The organism is Rhizobium sp. 16-488-2b (assembly GCF_017741815.1).
Lineage (GTDB): Bacteria > Pseudomonadota > Alphaproteobacteria > Rhizobiales > Rhizobiaceae > Rhizobium.
Genome location: NZ_JAGHMF010000006.1, coordinates 20608 through 39494, shown reverse-complemented (window position 1 = coordinate 39494; position 18887 = coordinate 20608). Strand labels below are relative to the sequence as shown.

The window sequence follows — 18887 nt, the reverse complement described above, 5'->3', positions numbered from 1 at the left end:
CCCCAAAACCATCGCCGCCACCAAACCCGCCGCCGGCGCCCCTCCTCCTTTGGTGCGGCCACGGATGCTCTCGGTGGAATCGACGAAGTTGCTGAAGGATATCGGCGAGGAACTGAAGACCGCCACACCGCTGGCGGCGCAGAAGATGGCTAGCGCGGAGTGAGGGGCTAGGCTGCCCTTGGGCGATTTTGCCGGCAACCGCTTGTTTCCACAGCGAAAACCCCACACTCGGCGTCATCCTCGGGCTTGTCCCGAGGATCTAAGCACGCCGCCGAGAGTGCAACGGTGCGGATGCACGCTACGGCGCCAAGTGTCCACTACCGTCGCCCGAGAGGCAACGTCGGCAGATGCTCGGCACAAGACCGAGCATGACGTCGAGGGTGGGGTTACCGCCGGCGCTCACAACGGATGAGCGCAACCGGCAACCGCTCGTTTCCACAACGAAAACCCCACACGCGACGTCATCCTCGGGCTCGTCCCGAGGATCTAAGCACGCCTCCCGGAATGCAACGGTGCGGATGCCCTGTACGGCGCCACGTGTCCATTCCCGTCGCTCGAGAGGCAGCGTCGGCAGATGCTCGGCACAAGACCGAGCATGACGTCGGGGATGGGGTTGCCGCCGGCGCTCACAACGGATGAGCGCAACCGGCAACCGCTTGTTTCCACAGTGAAAACCACACACGCGACGTCATCCTCGGGCTCGTCCCGAGGATCTAAGCACGCCGCCGAGAGTGCAACGGTGCGGATGCCCGGCGCGGAGCCACGTGTCCACTACCGTCGCCCGAGAGGCACCGTCGGCAGATGCTCGGCACAAGACCGAGCATGATGTCGCGGGTGGGTTGCCGTCGGCGTTCCACGAAGTCGTGGTCGGTCGACGCTCATCGCCCCCACCTTTTCCCCCTCCACCATTCCGCCCAGCCAGAATCAGTGGTAACCCTTTCAACTGATTTGGCTATCAAGGGCGACCGGTGTTTCGATTTCCTCTCTTTATCGCGATGACGCTGATAATCGCTTTCGGCGGCGGGATACTCGTTTCGCTTTATGCGCTGAATGCGACCGCGGGCTTCGGCGCCATCAAGCTTGGCGCGTGGGAGGCGTTTCCGGAGTTGCAGACGGAGAATGCCGATCCTTACGCGAAGTCGCACCGCGCGCGCGCAGGCCGGCTGCTTTATGGGTCAGCAGAGGGGCTGATGTTTACCGCCAAGGTGGATGACGCCGGTAATCGGCTGGAGGCGGGTTGCAGTTACCGGATCACCGGGCAGACGCCGCCGGCGCGGATCTGGACGCTGTTCACATCGGACAATTCCGGCAATCCTGCCTCGCTGCAGCCGGGGCTGCCGGGTGCGCTCAATTCGTGGACGGTGCTGCGCCAGCCAGACAGCAGCTTCACCATCGACATCTCGACCCGCGCAAGGCCGAACAACTGGCTGGCGCTTCCGGCGGCCGGCACGTTTCAGCTGGTGCTGACGCTGTTCGACACGCCGACAGCCGGCAGTTCCGGCGTCATCGATCTGGCGATGCCGAAGCTTGAAAAGACAGGGTGCGGCAATGCTTAGGGTTCTGTTCGCGCTTCTGGCCGGCCTGTTCGGCGCCGCCCTGCTGCATCTCGTCATTATCCTGTCGCTGCCGCATTTTACCGGCAAGGATGCGGCGACGCGCGTCGCGTCCGAAGGCGATCTCGATACGTTTTATCTGCTCGGAGGCACCGAGGACACGGCGGGGCTTTCCAACGACGATCCCTTCGTGCGGACCGCCGTCTGTTCCTTCGATATCGAGGAGAACCCGGTGCGGTTCACGGCCAGGGGCAACGTGCCCTTCTGGTCTATCGCGCTGTTCGACGATGCGTCGAACGAGATTTTCAGCATGAACGATCGGACCTCGGTCGGCGGCGCGGTGGATATATTGATCGGCAGCCCGATCCAGTTGACCGAATTGCGCAAGTCGCTGCCGCAGGAACTTCAGAGAACGATCCTGGTCGAAACGACGCGATCGGGCGGATACGCGGTTTTGAGAACGCTGGCACCGCAGACGAGCTTCGACGCGGCGGCCAAGAGCTTCCTGTCGGAAGCCGGTTGCGAGGAATTCGCTCCCTCCAACTAACGGCCGCCAAATAACCCCGTCTGGACTACTTGGTCTTCGAGCGCGAGGCGCGGCGAACGGCCGTCGGCTTGTCGGGGTCGGTCAGGCGTTCGTAGCGCACGCCTGTGTAGAGCAGGATCTGCGCTTCGAGCGGCGATCCTTCCACGCTTGATGATCTTTCCTTGCGGCCTGGCGTCCGAGATAGACGATCAGCCAATGCGATGACTATTGCCATTGTCGTCTCCCTGCACTGCCCGAGACGGATGAAGCTCAGATCTCACCCTGCCCGCCTGCGCGGACCGGCGCACCCTTGGCCGGGTCTGCCGGCATCGGGTTCATTCGCGCCTTTCTCACGGCATATCGTGAACAATACCGTGATGCGTATGATGGCGCCCCTCTCTAGGAGCACGTTCTGCTTCCCGGATTGAGACAGACGGTGGTTAACAGAATATTAAAGTTCGGCCGGAGAATCCTTGTCGATCGACGTCTCCATTAAAACGCAGGGGCCCGCCCTTTGGTTGCAAACCGATCGCAAAGATCCGCCGTTTCCATCGGTCACAAATTTTAGCTTTAAATCATATAGTTAGCGATACAGCGCCGGACACGGGCTCCGCCATCACCAATGTTGCAAATTTACCTCACAAAAATATTAATTGCAGTTCGCCGAGATGCCGCTAAGGTCGCATTATCGGCTGCAGGGCAAAACGCGGCCGACCCTGGATTTGATCTGGGGACTGGGTCTGACGGTTAACCAGGGTGGGCAGACAGATGTCTCTGATGATTGGGTCGACATTTTCGCCTGAGGATCTCGATATATTGCGCCACGCGCTGGATGCCTGGTGCGCGGAAAAGCGCATCGACATCAAGAGCTCGAAGGCGCAGGTCGCCGCCTCCACGGCGCTCGATCTCTACCAGTCCGGCTATGACGATCCCGACAGGCTGCTCACCGCGCTGCGCGGACACCGGGCGCTTTAAGCCGTCCATACAAGTCATCCCCATCACTCGTTTAGCGGGCAGCGACCGGGCCGGCGGACGCCGCGCCTAGTGATGTTGCACAGCACCATTTCGGGACGATTCCCCTCAAATCTTCAGCAACGGTTAACCGTGTCCCTGTAGGATTTGTTCATATCCCGTATGTGGTAGAGGCGTCTTCGCGTCCAGGCCAGCGGCATCCCTCTAGCGTGTTCAGGGTGTGTTTTGTGCGTGACCGGTTTCGAGACCTAGAGGCCCCCTCCGCGAGCCGGAAGAAGGACGTGGTTCTCATGGCGACAGTGAGCAGTTTCGAGGGATTGCAGCCGCCGACCCGATCGGAGCTTCGCCAGTTCGCCGAATTGTTCACCCCCCTCTTCGTCGCCTCCTCCGAAGACGCCAAGCGCCAGGCCGTGGCAGCGCTCTCGCAGTGCGCCGCCATCCCGCAGGCGGTCGCGCTGTTCATCGGTTGCCAGCCGATCGCCATCTCCGCCCCCTTCCTCATCTCCTCGCCCGCGATCGACGACGATACGCTGATTACGGTTGCCCGCACGCAGGGCGTCGAGCACATGCGCGCCATCGTCAGCCGCGATGCGCTTTCTCCGCGGGTGATCGACGTGCTGGTCGGGCTGCGCCATGCCGCGCCGAAGCGGCAGGTGGAGACGATCGAGCCGGCGCCAACAGTCGACAGAGCCGAGGTGGCGGAAGCGCTCGCCAGTGCGGCGATGCCGTTCGTTGCGCCAGCCAGCCAGGAACGGCCGGCCGCTGTTGCGGAGACGGCAAGCGTGAGGGTCGAGATCAGCGAACCGGTGACTGTCGAGGCTGTCGCGCCTGTGGTTGCCGAGGCTACGGCCGTGGTCAACACGGTGGTGGTCGCTGCCCCAGAGGCTGCACCTTTGGTCACCGAAATAGTGTCCGAGGCCACCGAAAAGGCGTCCTTGGTCACCGAGACGGTATCCGTTGTTGCCGCTACGTCTGTTGCCGTCGAAGTGCAGACCGTAGCCATCGAAACCGACGCCGAGGTCGTGGTGGTCGAGACGATCGCCGTCCATCCCGCCGAGCCGACGCAGACCGCCGACGTGCTGCCTGCGGCAGCCGAACAGCTGAGCGCTCGGTCGATAGCTTCCCCTGCCCCGGCGGAGACCGCCGCGACGCCCGCCACCGGCGGCGCGCGCGAGGAAGAGGTTCGCGACACGCTGCGTGGCCTGGCGCGCCATCTTGGTCGCGACGATAACGACCGGCTCGGTCTTCGCACCCTTTCGACGTTGCAATCGGCCCTTTTGGTACGCTTTGCCCGCAGCCGCGAGGCGGTGGCCTTCGCGACGGCGCTTGCCGATACGCTGTCGGCCAGCCGCTGGCTTGCCGAGCGCATCATGCTCGACACGTCGGGCCAGCAGATGGCGACGACGCTGACCAGCATCGGCATGGATTTTTCCGATGCCGTCTTCGTTCTGGAAAAACTCTATCCGCATCTGGCCGAGGCACAGCACAGCGTCACCCGCGCCTGGATGGTGCTCGATGCGCTCGATCCGGGAGAATGCCGCGATCGCGTCGAGGCATGGCGTCGGGCCGACAGCTATACCTATCTGCCGGAACAGGCGCCGGCCGCACCCCATCCGGTCACGCAGCAGACCTCGCATGCCCGCGCCGTCCACCAGCCGCCGGCGCGCGCCATGCGGCTCGTCGGACGTTCGCGCTGATCTGAATTAAAAGCGATCGTCGCGCTCCCTGGCGAGCGGCACGATATCGGCAACATCATCGGCTTCGAGTTCGACGATCCAGAGGTCGTTGTCGAACTTGCACTCGCGCTCCAGCATCGTTCTGATCTCCTCGGCATCCTTGCGCTCGAGCCTGATCTCGAACAGCCGTTCGCCACTGTCTTCCTCGTCGAAGAAGCTCTGCGGCGCCGGGCCATAAAGCGTCTCGGAGCCATCGCGAAAATGCTGGCGGATGAAGACCGCGCCAGCCTCGTCGGCCCCCTTCTTCTCGACGGCGGCGAAATCGCCCTTGGCGAAGACACGGCGCAGCAGCGCGGATACGAAGATGTCGGTGCGGAGTCTCATGCAGGCGGTATAGACCGGGGAGCGCGGGGCCGCAACGCGGCGGCCAAGCTCAATAGGCGATGAAGACCGTTCCGATCCGGTGCCGCGTCAAAAGCACGGCGCTCGGGCTGGGGTTTTCGCCTACGGACAAATCGAGCTTCATCAACTGCGGCGTCTCTTGCGGAGTAATGATTGGGTGTTCGGGCAAGAGCAGGCAATTGGGGGAGCAGGAGGCGGATAGATACTGCATCGGGCTCTGTCCGCGAAGGACAAGCTTGAGCTCCGGCTTCTTGTGATCAAGCAGTTCGCAATCCCGGTCGCTTTTGCAGGTCACCTCGCCCGAGATCGGTTCGGCGTTGTCGATAACGACGGCATAGCGCACCGGGAACTCGTAAGGCTTGCTCTCTGCCCCGGCCGCGACGACCGTGGAGTAACCGAGGGAGGTCATAGCTGCGGCCACCAACATGACGAAACGATGCATCGACGCCCCACTTTGACAGGGGTGTCTTTCTTGTAGCAATTCACGTCATAATTGTGGCTGGGTATAACCCGCTCAGAGCGCGCCGATATCCTTGAGCTTCTTCAGCACCGCCTCGCTGGGCTCGCCGTTTTCGGGCAGGTTGTAGTGCTTCTGGAAATGGCGGATGGCGACGCGGGTTTGTTCGCCGACGACGCCGTCGACGCCGACATTGGTGTAGGCCATGTTGGCGAGGCCCTGCTGGATCTTCAGGACCAGATCGACGCTGTTCAAGGTCGATGACGGCGAAGTCGAGGGCGTTGCGGCGGCGCGGGCGGCGGAGGTCTGCCTGGCCGGAACGGGCTCCAGTGCGTTCTTCGGAGCGGAGATCTTCTGGACCGGTACCTGCCTGACCGGCACCTGGGCTGCCGGGGCCGAAACCGGGGCGGGCTTGGGGGCCGCTTTTGGCGTCGGCGCTGTCTTCACCTGATGTTCGGCGCTGCGGATGGCGGCAGCGACCGGGTCTTCGGCGAGCGCCTGGGCCGAGACATCCTCGCGCGGGCGCTCGGTGGGGATGGCGGATGGGCCGATGGAGTCGGTTCTGAGTGCCGCCAGCACCTCGGGCGTGGCGTCGCCGCTCTGCGGCATGCCGACGGTTTCCTCGAAGAACAGAATGGCGGCGCTGGTGCGCGGGCCGATGACGCCGTCGGGCGCGCCGTTATAAAGGCCGCGGCGGACGAGTTCGGCCTGGATGTCCATGACCAGCTGGTTGGCCGGCTGGCCGGCCACCGGCGCCGGTGGCACGGCGTTGGTGGTCTCGGCACTATTCGCCTCGCCGTCGCCTTCACGTTCGATCTTGAATGTGGTGACCTCGCCGGTGTGTTCCTCGACCGGCGGGCGGCCGATGAGCGCGCTCGGAAACAGGCTGTCGCGGGTGCGCAGGAACGGGTGCGGGTGCACGCCCGGCTGATACCAGAGCGCGTTGGCGGCGACGAAGGAGAAGATGACGAGGAAGGCGGCCGTGCCGCCCGTGATCGACGGATTGCGGCCGATGACGCCGCCGAGCAAGCCAATGCCCTGCAGCCCCAAACCGCCAACGGCGGCAGCCCCGGTGAGAAGAAGGCTCGGCTTCTGCCTGCCCCTCTTTCCCTTAGGCGATTTTCGCTTGCTCGCGGCCATCGAAAAGCCCCTCTTCCAAGATGTCGGTCATGCCAGTCGACGCTTTCAGCCGTGGCGGAAACTCGACCGGGTGATTGGCCGAGAGATCCACGACGGGAACGCCGGAGCCATCCGCCGCAATCGAGATCGTGATGATGGTGCCGGAACCCGGCGTGCTGGCGATGGCGAAATCGCCGCCATGCAGCGCGACCAGGCCCTTGACCAGCGACAGGCCGAGGCCCGTGCCCTCGAACCGGCGGGTGTAATCGTTCTGGATCTGCACGAAAGGCTGGCCGAGCAGCTGCAGCTTGTCGGCCGGAATGCCGATGCCGGTATCGGAGACGCAGAGCGTCAGGATGCCGTCGCGCACAGAGGCGTCGAGCGAGATCGCGCCGCCGGCTTCGGTGAACTTGACGGCATTGCCGACCAGATTGATGAGGATCTGCTGGATGGCGCGCTGATCGGCCACGACCTCGTCGAGACCGCGCTGGATGCGGCTCGTCAGCGATACGCCCTTGGTCTTCGCCTGCAGCCCGAGCATGGCCTCGCAGGAGCGCACGACGGTGGCGATATCGAAGGGTTCCAGCACCAGCTCGTAGCGGCCGGCCTCGATCTTGCTCATGTCGAGCATGGTGTTGACGACGGAGAGCAGATGCGCGCCGGAATCGCGCACAAGGCCGACATATTCGCGCTGGCGCTCATTGGCGAGCTTGCCGAAATACTCGCCGATCAGAATATCGGAGAAGCCGAGAATGGCGTTGAGCGGCGTGCGCAGCTCGTGGCTGACGGCCGCCAGGAAGCGCGACTTGGCATCATTGGCCGAGCGGGCATCGGCGGCATGGGCTTCGGCCTCGACGCGGAGCTGATGCTCGGCGGAGACATCGCGCAGCTGGGCGACGACGCTAACAAGCGCGCCATCGCTATCGCGGCGCGCGGTGAGATCGGTTCTGAGATGGGAAAACTGGCGATTGTCGACCGAGACCGACGGACGCTCGAGCCGGAGATCGACGGCCGCCTGCCCCTCGCCCTGGCGCAGCCGGTCGAGCGCCTGCAGGAAGAGGATGCGGTCGGAGACGTGGATCTGCTCTATGAAGCCGCGACCGTCAGGCGCGCGCATCCAGGCGAGGTAATCGCGCTTGTCGCGGCCGCCGACATTGACGACGAAACCCTGCGGATCGAGAAACAGGATGAGGCCGGCCGAGGCTTCCATGAAGAACTCTTCGGCGGACTGGGTGGCGACACCCGATGTGACGATGCTCTGGCGCGACAGCGCGATGCTGCCGACGGCCGAAAACAGGAAACCACCGACGACGGCGGCAACGCCGGCCGGAAGGGCGACGGCCGGGCTGGTGACGATAGAGAGAGCGGCGGGGGCGACGACAAGTGCCGCCGAAGACAGAAGCGCAAGCCGGCGCAGGATGGTCAGCTCGCGCTGGCGCACCGCGGCACTTCCTCCCGTCCGGGAGAGCCAGCGATCCGCCGCCCGGTCCACGAGGGCTGTCGCCCGATCCACGATGTCACTCAATACAAGCACGCAATACCCGCCCTAAAAAGGCTCTTCACAGAGGCCCAAGAATAGGCCCCGGGCGCTTAAGGAAAGAATAAGGGAAAGTGCCGCTCCCCGGCCGGAAAGCGCGAAAAGTCCCATTTTGGGCCACCGGAAGGGCCCTTTGTTTTTTACGGTTAACAGCGAGTAAGCGACGGATTTCGCTCATTTTTCGGCAAGTCGTTAACGCTTGCGACGAGCGCGCTTCAAGGAAAGCCTGCAATTACAGGAGGTGGCTCATGGCATGCTTAACGCCAATGGCTACAATTCGACCGAAATGCGCCGAATGCGGTTTCGATTAAAATTTGAACTAAATTTGACGCAAATGCCACCGAGTTTCGAAAACCGGCATTCGCAAGTTTTGGCTAGGGTGAAATCACACCGGAAGACGGACCTGATTCGGCGGCAAGACCGAGCGGGAAAACAGGATGGGCAACGAACATGTGGTTTCTATTCAAATCATCGATCTGGCTCGGGCTTCTCTTCGTCGCCTTGTCGTTCTTCAGCGGCGAGCGCCAGACGAACACGCAGACCGGATCGACATTGCAGATCGCAGACGCCTTCGTCGCCGTGACCGGCGCCTATGACTATCTGAGCGGCATGTGCGGCGAGAAGCCTGAGGTTTGCGCCAAGGGCGCCAATACGCTCGGCGTTCTCGGCGAGCGGGCCCGCTCCGGCGCCCTCGTTGCCTTTGAACTGCTCGACAGCAAGTTCGGCAGCGGCAAGAGCGCCACTGTTGCAACGACCGCGACACCTTCCGTCGGCCTGGCGCCTGCGACGGCCGTGGAGCCGGCAACGGCAGCCGCCCCGCAGCAGCTGCGCGATGACCGTACCGTGGCGCTGAACCAGCCGATGCCTTACCGCCCGCCTGTTGACGACGGCGAGGACAGCCCGGCCGCCGCCCATGTCGCGACCGATCGGGTCACGACCGGCACCATTCCGCTGCCGACCCCGCGTCCGGCGATCTAACGAATTCCGCGGCGACGCCGCACCCAAAGCTTGCACCGGCGCCGGCCAATGGCCCCGCCCTGTGCCTGACGTGCCTGCCCTGTTTACTTTCAGCATTTTGCTGCGCCGCGAGGATGCCCATCCTTCGCGGCGTTTCTTTTTTTAATGGTTCAAATCTAGTGGCCCATCCCCTATATGATCGGGAGACAACGAAAGGCCATTTGCATGACGTCCCTCGATCAGATCATCGACGATTTCACCTTCCTGGACGACTGGGAAGATCGCTATCGCTATGTGATCGAACTCGGCAAGGCGTTGCCTGATCTCGCGGACGAGAAGAAGACCTCCGCCAATAAGGTCATGGGCTGCGCCAGCCAGGTGTGGCTGGTGACGCATGTATCGGATGACAGCGACAATCCCGTGATGACCTTCGAGGGCGATTCCGACGCGCATATCGTGCGCGGGCTAGTGGCGATCGTGCTTGCCACCTATTCCGGCAAGACGGCTTCCGAGATCGCCGCTCTCGACGCCTTTGAGGTGTTCGGCAAGATGGGCCTTGTCGAGAACCTCTCGGCGCAGCGCTCCAACGGGCTGCGCTCGATGGTCAACCGCATCCGCGAGGAAGCGCGGCTGCGGGCGGCGGCGTAAAGCCAGCCTCTCCTTTCAGATTGAACGATCAGGACCAGAGTTCCGGGCGATAGTCCGGCGCGCCCCAATGCTCCATGCGCGGGCGGCGGGATGGCGGTTGCGGGTTGTAGTGTCGCGAGAGCGCCATGAGTGCGGTGCGCAGCATCAGCTTGGCAGAGCGCACCGGCCATTGCCGCTCGCGCTCGACCGTCTCCAGCCCCTTCATGAAGCAGCAGACATCCAGCGCCACGCCTGACAGTTCCGGCCCCAGCGCCTCCAGTGCGCGGTTGACGGCAAGGCGGGCGGCGACGGCGCTGTCGGTCAGATCCGCCATGCCGCCACGTCCGCCGCTGGCGCGGCTTGAGAGGCGCGGTTCCCAGGAGGCGGTGACGCGCGGCTGCAGCTGGGCGCGGGTGAAATCGGCATGCAGCCTCTCGCCGGCCTTGATCGCGGCCTCGGGCATGAAGGCGGCGCCATCGCGGTCCTTCAGACGCTCGATACTGGCGAGCGGCGATTCGTCCTTGTTGACCCGCAGCCGCCTGACGACGCCGTCGACCTCCCGGGCGCTCGTCTCGATCTCCGCGTGCTGGGTGAGAAAGACCTCATCGGCCTCGGCGGCAGCGCGGCGCAGATAGGCGCGGGCCTGATTGGACGCGCGCAGTAGATCGCCCTGCTCCTCGATGAGGCCGGAGGCGCGGGCTTCGGCGATGATGCTCAAGGGAAAGCCGGCGGCCGTGCCGTCGGCGAAGAGGATATCGATATCGCTCCCCTCGCCCTGCTGGCGGCGTGCCTCACCGCGGATCAGCAGCTTCAGCAGTCTGACCATCGGCTTTTGCGAGGCGGCCTGCTTCGTTTTCGTCCTTGGGGATTTACTCATGGCCGTAGCCTCCGCCGGACCGGAAGATGGAATTGACGGTGCGCTCGACGGCGGCGACGAACTCGTCATAGGCGGGATCGTCGCGGCGATCCTCGACCACGTGGCAGGCATGGCTGACCGTGGTGCGATCGCGGCCGAAGCCGGTGCCGATCTCATGCAGCGGGATCTGCAGCGCGACATGGCAGACATACATGGCGATTTGTCTGATATGGCAGAGCGTGCGGCGGCGGTCGCGGCGCATCTGCACGCGCTGGCCGGCGATCATCACCATCTCGGTCGTAACCTCAGAGCAGATGCGGCAGACGGCGCGCACCGCATCCGTGGCGGACTGTGGGCGATCATCCCTTGAGAGGGCGGTCTGCTCTTCCCCATAAAGCGGGGACAGCGGCGCATTCGCGGCGCCGGGCGGGGAAAAATGTCCAATCGGCATATGAATACTCCTATGAATAGGAATTAATTCATACACGCTATACAGGAATGGGGATAAACGAAAGCGCGCCTTGATCGTTTTCGGCTGATTTCGCTCACGAATTTTAACGAGGATTGAAATTATTTGGGATTATTTTCCTCGTCGCCTTAACGCCTTCTTTGCTTGCCGCATGTCTTTATCCCGAAACCGGTGTCCACTTTCGGGAGACATGCGCAGACACGAAAAAGCCGGGCTCTCGCCCGGCTGATCGTGATCGTTCAATGCGACAAATCTATCAGCCGCGGCCGCGCTTGCGGCGCTGGCCAAGGCCCATTTCCTTGGCAAGGCGCGAGCGCGCCTCGGCATAGGCTGGTGCTACCATCGGGTAGTCGACCGGCAGATCCCACTTTTCGCGATATTCTTCAGGCGAGAGGCTGTGGTGAGTCATCAGATGGCGCTTGAGCGACTTGAAGTTGCCGCCGCACTCGAGGCAGGTGATCTGCTCATCCTGGACGGATTTGCGCACAGAGACAGCAGGCTTCTGCTTTTCAACGACAGCCATGGCCGGTGTCGGCGTCGACGTGTTGCTCAACGCCGAATGCACGTCCGAAATAAGATTGGCGAGGTCGCCAACCGGCACGACGTGGTTGCTGACATACGCTGCGACGATATCCGCGGTAAGCTCGACCAGCAATTCTGGCCCGCTTCCGGCTGCAGTATCCGTCATATTTCGTTTCTCCTGTTTGCATGCTCAAAAGGTCTAGAGCCTCCTTGGCCCCGGACCGCTATCGTAGAGCGAACAGCAAAAAACTCAGTCTGCGGCTACATGTTTCGAAAAACTGAAATCCACCCCTAGATTCCTGAGGCCGAAACCCGTTCTTATACTGCCTGATCTTGCATTAGTACGCACACACCCGCACACGACCCTCAATTAAACATTGAAATTCAAAGCGACCGAGGAATTATGCAATGTGATTCTAATTCAATATCAGAACTCTACTTGAGCATCAATTATCACCGTTTTGCGAAAACGCCAATTAATATTTCATATATATCTGTCAAAAAACGCCTCTATCCCAAGAATTAATATAGCGCGAAGGAAACATTAATCATCTTCACATCTGCTTAAAACTGCAAAAAACTGCTTAAAATCTTGAATATATAGCACTCTTACCTTTCAAGAAGATCGTCGCGCACCGAAGGCGGTAACAGACGATAACCTGTCTTGTGTGCCGCCCTGGCCAAGAGATGAGCGGCGACCGGAGCCGTCAGTATAAAAAACACGAAACCAGCAAGCGAACGTGCAAATACCGCGATTTCTCCTGATTCGATGCCGGCCGCAAATAATAACAGACCCGAGCCAACCGTTCCGGCTTTCGAGGCGGCGTGCATGCGCGTGTATAAATCCGGCAATCTGACAATACCAAGGGCCGCCACCAGCGCGAAAAGCGCGCCCGACAAGAGCAGCACGGAAACGACGCTGGCGGTGATGTAGTCCATCATGTCCTGTCCTTCTTCGTCTTGCGCGCGGTCTTTAACTTGGCATCGCTCTTCACCTTCGCATCGGGCTTTTTCGAGGCCGGGCGGATGGTTTTATCCGTTTGCGCGGCCACCGGTCCAGCCGAAGCGGGCAGCGGGCCGCGCGACAGAACGAAGCGGGCGAAGGCGACGGTGGCGAGAAAGCCGACGAGGCCGAGCGAAATGGCGATATCGATATAGAGCGCAAAGCCGGTCTTGACCGCGACGACGGCGAGGAAGCCGATCGCCGTGCCTGACAGCGTATCGAGCGCCAGGATGCGGTCCGGCAGGGTCGGCCCGACGATGACCCGCCATGATGCGACGAGGAAGGTGACGGCGAGGACCACGAGGGCCACGGATGCGGAGATGGAGACGATCGCGTCGGGTGTCATCGAAACGCCTCCATGATCTTGCGCTCGAAGCCATTGGCGATATCGCGCCTGATCGCATCCGGATCGGCGCAATCGAGCGCATGGACGTAGAGCGTCTTGCGGTCGTCGGAGACATCGACCGAGAGCGTTCCCGGCGTCAGGGTGATCATGTTGGCGAGCAGCGTGATTTCGAAGTCGCGATCGACGGTGAGCGGAAAGGCGAAGATGCCGGGCTTCAGGTTCATCTTGGGGCTGAGCACCGTTGTCGCCACCTTGATGGCGGACATTGCGAGCTCCTTGATGAACAGCAGCGCCAACGACGTGATCGCCCAGAGGCGCCAGAGATAGGCCTTGCTGCCGAAGGGTTCACGCACGAGGAAGAGCGCCAGCGCGCCGAGCGCGAAGCCGAGGACGAGATTATGGGCCGAGGTGCTGCCGCTGAGTGCGGCCCAGGCGATCGCCAGCAGGAGATTGAGAAGCAAGGCGATCATGGCGCGACGCCTCCCGGGAAGACGGATTCGATATAGGGATAGGGATCGGTGAGTTCGGTGGCGACGGATTGCGTCAGCGCCAGCAGACGCTCCGGCAGCAGGCCGAAGCCGACGATGAAGACGACAAGAAGCAGGAGCGGCAGCATCGTCCGCCAGCCGGTGGCGACATGGGTCTCGGCGCTTTCGGTGGCGGGGCGCCAATAGGCGAGCAGGAAGACGCGGCCGAAGCAGATCGTCGTCAGGAAGCCGCTGACGAGCACGGCGGCCGCCAGCCACCAGGCGCCGACATCGAGCGAGGACTTGACGAGGATGAGTTTCGGCCAGAAGCCGGAGAATGGCGGCAGGCCGCAGGCGGCGAAGAAGAGGATGAGCGAGATGGCGGCGAAGAGGCCATTGCGGCGATAGAGACCGCCGAGCCTCGTCAGCGAGAAACTGCCGCCGAGAAAGGCCATCTGGCCGGCCGCGAGATAGAGTGCCGTCATCAGCAGCATGGAATGCAGCGCATAGAAGACAGTGCCGGACAGTGCGCCTGTTGTGCCGATGGCGATACCGATCAGCATGTTGCCGATGCCTGAGATCACGACATAGCCGAGCAGCTTCCTCACATCGTCCTGCGCCAACGCGCCGAGCGCGCCGAGAATGGCGGTGGCAGCGCCCGTGATGGCGATCAGCAGGCTGAGTTCCTCGCGCTCCAGCGGCAAGAGCACCACCAGCACGCGGATGAGCGCATAGATGCCGACCTTGGTGAGCAGGCCAGCAAAGAGTGCCGACACGACGATGCGTGGGGTGTGATAGGAGGCAGGCAGCCAGAAATTGACCGGGAAAGCCGCGGCCTTCATGGCGAAGGCGAGCAGGAAGAGAGCCGCCAGCGTCGTCAGCGGCGCGGTCGCGCTCAGCTCACCGGCCTTGGTGGCGATATCGGCCATGTTGAGCGTGCCGAAGATGGCGTAGAGAATGCCGACGGCGATCAGGAACAGCGTCGTGCCGAGGAGATTGAGGACGGCGTATTTCATCGCGCCGTCGATCTGCTTGCGCTCGGAGCCCAGGATCAGCAGGCCGAAGGACGAGATCAGCAGCACCTCGAACCAGACGTAGAGATTGAAGATGTCGCCGGTGAGAAACGCGCCGGTGACGCCGGCCATCAGCATCATCAGGAACGGGAAGAAGCCGTAGCGCCGGTTGGTGTCGTCGATATCGGAGAGCGCGTGGATGGAGCCAGCCAAGGCCGCGATCGCCGCCGTCAGCGCCATGACGGCGGAGAGCGTGTCGACCGTGAATGCGATGCCGAAGGGCGGCAGCCAGCGGCCCATGACCATGGTGAGCGGGCCGTCGGCCATGACCTTGACGAGGAGTGCGGCGTCGAGGGCGACGAGCAGCGCGAGGCCGGGGATGGCAAGCCAGGCCTGAAGGCGGACGGAGCCGCGGGCCATCAGGAGGATGGCGCCGAGCGTGATACAGAGCGCTACCGGGGCGATGACGAGCCAGTGGGCGATCGGCACGGGGGATGTGACGAGGGCTGCGGAGAGGTCGGTGATGGGTTGGGTGGGGGTGGCCATTCAGGGGGTGGCCTCGCATAGGCGTGGTGCGGATACACCCCCCTCTGCCCTGCCGGGCATCTCCCCCACAAGGGGGGAGATTGGCTGGGCTCGGCCGCTCGCTCCATATTCATTGTTTGGGGATGCCGTCGCAACGAGTCGATCTCCCCCCTTGTGGGGGAGATGCCCGGCAGGGCAGAGGGGGGTAACCCACGGCACAACACCAGCCATCATCAATACCCCACCGGCGGCAAAGTCGGTTCATCTGGCTCAGCCACCCGCATCTCGTCGGTGTTATCCGTGCCGATGTCCTGATAGGCGCGATAGGTCAGTACCAGCAGGAAAGCGAGCAGCGAAAATGAGATGACGATCGCCGTCAGGATCAGTGCCTGCGGCAGCGGGTTGGCTGCCCCCAATGGCAGCGCGTCGAGGCCGTCGGGGATGATCGGCGGCACTTCGCGGGTGAGGCGGCCTGATGTGAAGAGCAGGAGGTTGACGGCGTTGCCGAGGATGGCGATGCCAAGCATGATGCGGATCGAGAATTTCGACAGCATCAGATAGACGGCGGCGGTGAAGAACAGGCCGACGAGGATGGCGAAGAGCGGCTCCATCATTCGACCTCCCGCTCTTCCAGCGACAGCGCAATCGAGGTGACCGCGCCGACCACGACGAGATAGACGCCGATATCGAACAGCATGACGGATGACAGCGGCACCTCGACGCCGGCAATCTCAGGATAGATCCAGAGGCCGGTCATGAAGGGCACGGCGAAGAGGATCGAGATGAGCCCGGCTACGGAGGACATCAGAAGGCCGGCGCCCGCGATCGACAGCGGGTGGAAGACGATGGCGCGGCGCACGGCGCCGGTGCCCCTGATGATGCCGAAGATCGCCAGCGCGGAGGCCGCGATCAGCCCGCCGATGAAGCCGCCGCCGGGCTCATTATGGCCGCGCAGCAGCACAAAGACGGAAAAGAGCAGCATCAGTGCGGTCAACACGGGAGCGATGGTACGTGATATAAGCGTGTTCATGGGCGCTCCACTCCGAGGTCATCGGGCGCATCGGGGTCGTTTGCGGCAAGCTTGCGCTCGGCCCCTGCCCGGACACGGATCAGCGCCAGGATGGCAAGGCCGGTCATGGCGACGACGGCGATCTCGCCGAGCGTGTCGGTGCCGCGGAAATCGACGATGATGACGTTCACGACATTGGCGCCGTGGGCGATGGTTTTCGAATAGGTGTTGAAGAAATCGCTGAGCGTGGCGCTGAACGGCGCCTCGGTCGCCTTCATCAGCAGCAACGTCAGGCCGGTGCCGCAAGCAACCGCCACCGCGCCGTCGAAGAGCATCTGGCGAAGAGGACGCGGATCGGTGTGCGATAGGCGCAGTCGCGTCATGACCAGCGCGAGGATGACGACCGACAGGGTCTCGACCATGAGCTGGGTGAAGGCGAGATCGGGCGCGCCGAAGAGCAGGAAGATCAGCGCCACCGCAAAGCCCTGGATGCCGAGCGAGACGATCGCCGTCAGCCGGTCGCGGGCGATGATGACGGCGACGAGGCCGATGACTGCGAGCAGGAAGACGCCCCATTCGTGGATCTGCACGCCTGCCGGCCATGCCGGCAGCGACGGCCCCTCCCCGAACAGCCAGAGCGGCAGAATGAGGATGGCGGCGACCGCGAGGAAGGTGCAAGTGACGTAGATCTCCAGCCGGCCGGGCTGCAGGATGCGGGTGATGCGCACGGAGAATGCGACAAGGCCCGATATGGCATTGTCGAAGCCCTGGTCCGGCCCCGGCCCCAATTTCTGCAACAGCGCCGCCATCAGCGCGCGGGCGCGATCGAGCTGCCAGTAGACGGCGATGCCGAGCGCGATGGTGACGAGCGACAGAAGCAGCGGCAGCCCGATATGCGGGGCGAGTGAGCTCTCGATCGTGGTCGCCGCTCCCCTGACGGATGAAGCCATGGGCGAGGAGATGAAGCGATGGGTCGTTGCCGAAAACAGGGCGGCGAGAAGGCCGAGCAAGGCCAGCACGGCCGGGCCGAGCCAGAGAAGCGGTGGGGCTTCGTGCGGATGTTTAGGCGTTTCGACCGGGGCGCCGAGGAAGGGTTTCAAGGCGACGGCGAAGGCGATGGCGAACATCAGCACATTGGCGGCAATCACCAGGATCGCGAAGAGGATCGAGCGTGGATCGCCATGGGCAAGCGCCGCGTAGATCTCCTCCTTGGCGAGGAAGCCCGCGAATGGCGGCAGGCCGCCCATCGACAGGGCAGCGGCGAGCGCGATCGCGAAGGTGAGCGGCATTGCCGTCCTCAACCCTCTGAGGCGGGTGACATCGCGCGTGCCGGTCTCATGGTCGATGATCCCCGAGACCATGAACAGCGCGCCCTTGAACAGCGCGTGGGCGACCAGATAAAGCACCGCCGCCTCGATGGCGTAATCGGAGCCGAAGCCGGTGAGCAGCACCAGAAGGCCGAGCGAGGACACCGTGGTGTAAGCGAGCTTCAGCTTCAGATCTGTCTTGCGAACGGCAAGCAGCGCCCCGACCACAAGCGTGACGCCGCCGAAGAGCGGCAGGATGGTTTCCCAGGGTGTTGTCCCGCCCATGGCGGGATTGAGGCGCATCAGGAGATAGACGCCGGCTTTGACCATGGTCGCGGAATGCAGATAGGCCGAAACCGGCGTCGGCGCTTCCATGGCGTTGGGCAGCCAGGCGTGGAACGGATACTGCGCCGACTTGGTGAAGGCGCCGCCGAGGATGAGCAGCAGGATCGGCATGTAATAGGGGTTGGCGCGCAAGAGATCGCCCGATTGCAACAGCACCGAAAGCTCGGACGCGCCTGTCGTGCTCCAGATCATCAACAGGCCGGCGAGCAACAGCAATCCGCCGCCGCCGGTGATGACCAGCGCCTGCAATGCCGCGCGGCGCGAGGCCTCGCGGCGGTGATCGAAGCCGATCAGCAGGAAGGAGGTGATCGACGTCAGCTCCCAGAAGACGAAGAGCATCAGGAAACTGTCGGAGACGACAAGCCCGAGCATCGCGCCCATGAACAGGAAGATGAAGGAGAAGAAACGGCCGAGATCGGGATGGCCCTTCAGATAGCCGCCGGCATAAAGCACGACCAGCGTGCCGATGCCCGTGATGAGCAGCGCGAAGGTGACCGACAGGCCGTCGAGCATCCACGCGAAATCGAGATTGAGGCTCGGCGCCCAGGCATAACCGCCGCGAATGACGGTGCCGGCGGCGATCTCGGGCAGAAGGCTTGCGAAGCGAAGGAAAGCGAGAAGCGGCGCGAGCGCCAGCAGCCAGGCGGCATTGTGGCCGAATGCGCGGACGAGAAACGGTGCAAGGACGGCGCCAAGAAATGGCAGGCACAGTGCCGCAAACGTTAATGCCGTGCCATCGGCCATTCAGCCTCCCCTACCCCTGAGATCAGCGAATCCCAAACAAATCAGATGCGCTCAAGGTTTAGAAGAAGAGCGCCGCCATCTCAAGCTAGATCGGCCAAATGAGGGTTGGACGTCTCGCGCGCGGGGACGGATGGCGGCGCAAAGAGGGCTGCTTCAGGCGGCGCGGGCGAGACGCGGCATGCGTCTTGGCGCCAGCAGTGCATGTAGAAGGAAGGCGGTCAACAACAGCGGCCAGAGCGAACAGGCGGCGAGGCCGAAGCCGCGTGCCAGCGTCCATCCGCCCCTGACGGCCCAGCCTTCGAGCGCCGTCATCAGCATGAAGACACTCGAGATCGCACAATAAGCGCTGACAACAATGGTATCACTCATTTCAGCATCCCCCCGATGCTCGCCATTGGCCCCGATGCTTGCTTTTCACCAAGTATAGCCAGGATCAGGGGCGACATTAGCTGGCT

The 18887-nt window shown here is 63.0% G+C and carries 21 protein-coding genes and 2 pseudogenes; 7 read left to right on the top strand and 16 right to left on the bottom strand.

Going from position 1 to position 18887, the window contains the following annotated elements; all coding sequences use genetic code 11:
* The first annotated feature begins 968 nt into the window (after nt 1–968).
* Together J5286_RS06160 and J5286_RS06155 are read left to right on the top strand one after the other, a co-directional pair.
* Entirely contained in the window at nt 969–1556 is a 588-nt protein-coding gene (locus J5286_RS06160; protein ID WP_026283084.1) for a DUF1214 domain-containing protein, read from the top strand.
* On the top strand, nt 1549–2100 hold the full coding sequence (locus tag J5286_RS06155; protein WP_018898956.1) for a DUF1254 domain-containing protein: 552 nt from the start codon (nt 1549–1551) through the stop codon (nt 2098–2100). Before J5286_RS06160 ends, J5286_RS06155 begins: the two co-directional genes overlap by 8 nt.
* 25 nt (nt 2101–2125) lie before the next feature.
* On the opposite strand, the gene J5286_RS06150 is transcribed toward J5286_RS06155, so the two are convergent.
* Nucleotides 2126–2314 (bottom strand): hypothetical protein, encoded by a 189-nt coding sequence (locus J5286_RS06150; protein ID WP_112983287.1) that lies wholly within the window; start codon nt 2312–2314, stop codon nt 2126–2128.
* A gap of 533 nt (nt 2315–2847) precedes the next feature.
* Here J5286_RS06150 and J5286_RS06145 point away from each other — a divergent pair.
* From J5286_RS06145 to J5286_RS06135, 3 genes and pseudogenes are all read left to right on the top strand, one after another.
* Nucleotides 2848–3054, top strand: a complete 207-nt coding sequence (locus J5286_RS06145; protein WP_018898959.1) for a hypothetical protein — start codon at nt 2848–2850, stop codon at nt 3052–3054.
* A gap of 224 nt (nt 3055–3278) precedes the next feature.
* Nucleotides 3279–3824, top strand: a pseudogene (locus J5286_RS06140) (DUF2336 domain-containing protein); the annotation flags it as partial.
* Between the two features lie 249 nt (nt 3825–4073).
* Nucleotides 4074–4748: pseudogene (locus J5286_RS06135) on the top strand (DUF2336 domain-containing protein); the annotation flags it as partial.
* A gap of 6 nt (nt 4749–4754) precedes the next feature.
* On the opposite strand, the gene J5286_RS06130 reads toward J5286_RS06135, so the two are convergent.
* The 4 genes from J5286_RS06130 to J5286_RS06115 form a co-directional block, all read right to left on the bottom strand.
* Entirely contained in the window at nt 4755–5111 is a 357-nt protein-coding gene (locus tag J5286_RS06130) for a DUF1491 family protein (RefSeq protein ID WP_209189662.1), read from the bottom strand.
* A 49-nt stretch (nt 5112–5160) separates the two neighbouring features.
* On the bottom strand, nt 5161–5538 hold the full coding sequence (locus tag J5286_RS06125) for a hypothetical protein (protein ID WP_209189661.1): 378 nt from the start codon (nt 5536–5538) through the stop codon (nt 5161–5163).
* 105 nt (nt 5539–5643) lie between these two features.
* Nucleotides 5644–6726 carry a peptidoglycan-binding domain-containing protein gene (locus J5286_RS06120; protein WP_209189660.1) on the bottom strand — a complete coding sequence of 361 codons (1083 nt, stop codon included), beginning with the start codon at nt 6724–6726 and terminating at the stop codon, nt 5644–5646.
* Nucleotides 6698–8239 carry a sensor histidine kinase gene (locus J5286_RS06115; protein ID WP_209189659.1) on the bottom strand — a complete coding sequence of 514 codons (1542 nt, stop codon included), beginning with the start codon at nt 8237–8239 and terminating at the stop codon, nt 6698–6700. Before J5286_RS06115 ends, J5286_RS06120 begins: the two co-directional genes overlap by 29 nt.
* Before the next feature lie 453 nt (nt 8240–8692).
* Between J5286_RS06115 and J5286_RS06110 the strand changes: the two genes are divergently transcribed.
* On the top strand, nt 8693–9220 hold the full coding sequence (locus tag J5286_RS06110) for a DUF5330 domain-containing protein (protein WP_018898964.1): 528 nt from the start codon (nt 8693–8695) through the stop codon (nt 9218–9220).
* Between the two features lie 204 nt (nt 9221–9424).
* Nucleotides 9425–9847 carry a SufE family protein gene (locus tag J5286_RS06105; RefSeq protein ID WP_209189658.1) on the top strand — a complete coding sequence of 141 codons (423 nt, stop codon included), beginning with the start codon at nt 9425–9427 and terminating at the stop codon, nt 9845–9847.
* A 28-nt stretch (nt 9848–9875) separates the two neighbouring features.
* Here the strand turns inward: J5286_RS06105 and J5286_RS06100 are convergent, their stop codons facing one another.
* From J5286_RS06100 to J5286_RS06050, 11 genes are all read right to left on the bottom strand, one after another.
* The gene (locus tag J5286_RS06100; protein WP_209189657.1) at nt 9876–10703 is read right to left on the bottom strand and encodes a DUF6456 domain-containing protein; all 828 of its coding nucleotides are present in this window, start codon (nt 10701–10703) and stop codon (nt 9876–9878) included.
* Entirely contained in the window at nt 10696–11133 is a 438-nt protein-coding gene (locus J5286_RS06095) for a helix-turn-helix domain-containing protein (RefSeq protein WP_209189656.1), read from the bottom strand. Before J5286_RS06095 ends, J5286_RS06100 begins: the two co-directional genes overlap by 8 nt.
* Before the next feature lie 274 nt (nt 11134–11407).
* The gene (locus J5286_RS06090; RefSeq protein ID WP_018901192.1) at nt 11408–11839 is read right to left on the bottom strand and encodes a Ros/MucR family transcriptional regulator; all 432 of its coding nucleotides are present in this window, start codon (nt 11837–11839) and stop codon (nt 11408–11410) included.
* A gap of 443 nt (nt 11840–12282) precedes the next feature.
* Nucleotides 12283–12615 (bottom strand): monovalent cation/H(+) antiporter subunit G, encoded by a 333-nt coding sequence (gene mnhG / locus J5286_RS06085; RefSeq protein WP_209189655.1) that lies wholly within the window; start codon nt 12613–12615, stop codon nt 12283–12285.
* Entirely contained in the window at nt 12612–13022 is a 411-nt protein-coding gene (locus tag J5286_RS06080; RefSeq protein WP_209189654.1) for a cation:proton antiporter, read from the bottom strand. The genes mnhG and J5286_RS06080 overlap by 4 nt, the downstream gene beginning before the upstream one ends.
* Nucleotides 13019–13492 (bottom strand): Na+/H+ antiporter subunit E, encoded by a 474-nt coding sequence (locus tag J5286_RS06075; protein ID WP_209189653.1) that lies wholly within the window; start codon nt 13490–13492, stop codon nt 13019–13021. The genes J5286_RS06080 and J5286_RS06075 overlap by 4 nt, the downstream gene beginning before the upstream one ends.
* A complete protein-coding gene (locus tag J5286_RS06070; RefSeq protein ID WP_209189652.1) occupies nt 13489–15048 on the bottom strand; it encodes a Na+/H+ antiporter subunit D in 1560 nt (519 codons plus the stop codon). Before J5286_RS06070 ends, J5286_RS06075 begins: the two co-directional genes overlap by 4 nt.
* Before the next feature lie 212 nt (nt 15049–15260).
* Complete coding sequence (locus J5286_RS06065) at nt 15261–15638, bottom strand: Na+/H+ antiporter subunit C (RefSeq protein ID WP_209189665.1); 378 nt, start codon at nt 15636–15638, stop codon at nt 15261–15263.
* A complete protein-coding gene (locus J5286_RS06060) occupies nt 15638–16057 on the bottom strand; it encodes a Na(+)/H(+) antiporter subunit B (protein WP_113012427.1) in 420 nt (139 codons plus the stop codon). Before J5286_RS06060 ends, J5286_RS06065 begins: the two co-directional genes overlap by 1 nt.
* On the bottom strand, nt 16054–18432 hold the full coding sequence (locus J5286_RS06055) for a putative monovalent cation/H+ antiporter subunit A (RefSeq protein ID WP_209189651.1): 2379 nt from the start codon (nt 18430–18432) through the stop codon (nt 16054–16056). Before J5286_RS06055 ends, J5286_RS06060 begins: the two co-directional genes overlap by 4 nt.
* Nucleotides 18433–18585: 153 nt before the next feature.
* Nucleotides 18586–18801, bottom strand: coding sequence for a hypothetical protein (locus tag J5286_RS06050; RefSeq protein WP_209189650.1), 216 nt, complete (start codon nt 18799–18801; stop codon nt 18586–18588).
* Nucleotides 18802–18887: the final 86 nt, after the last annotated feature.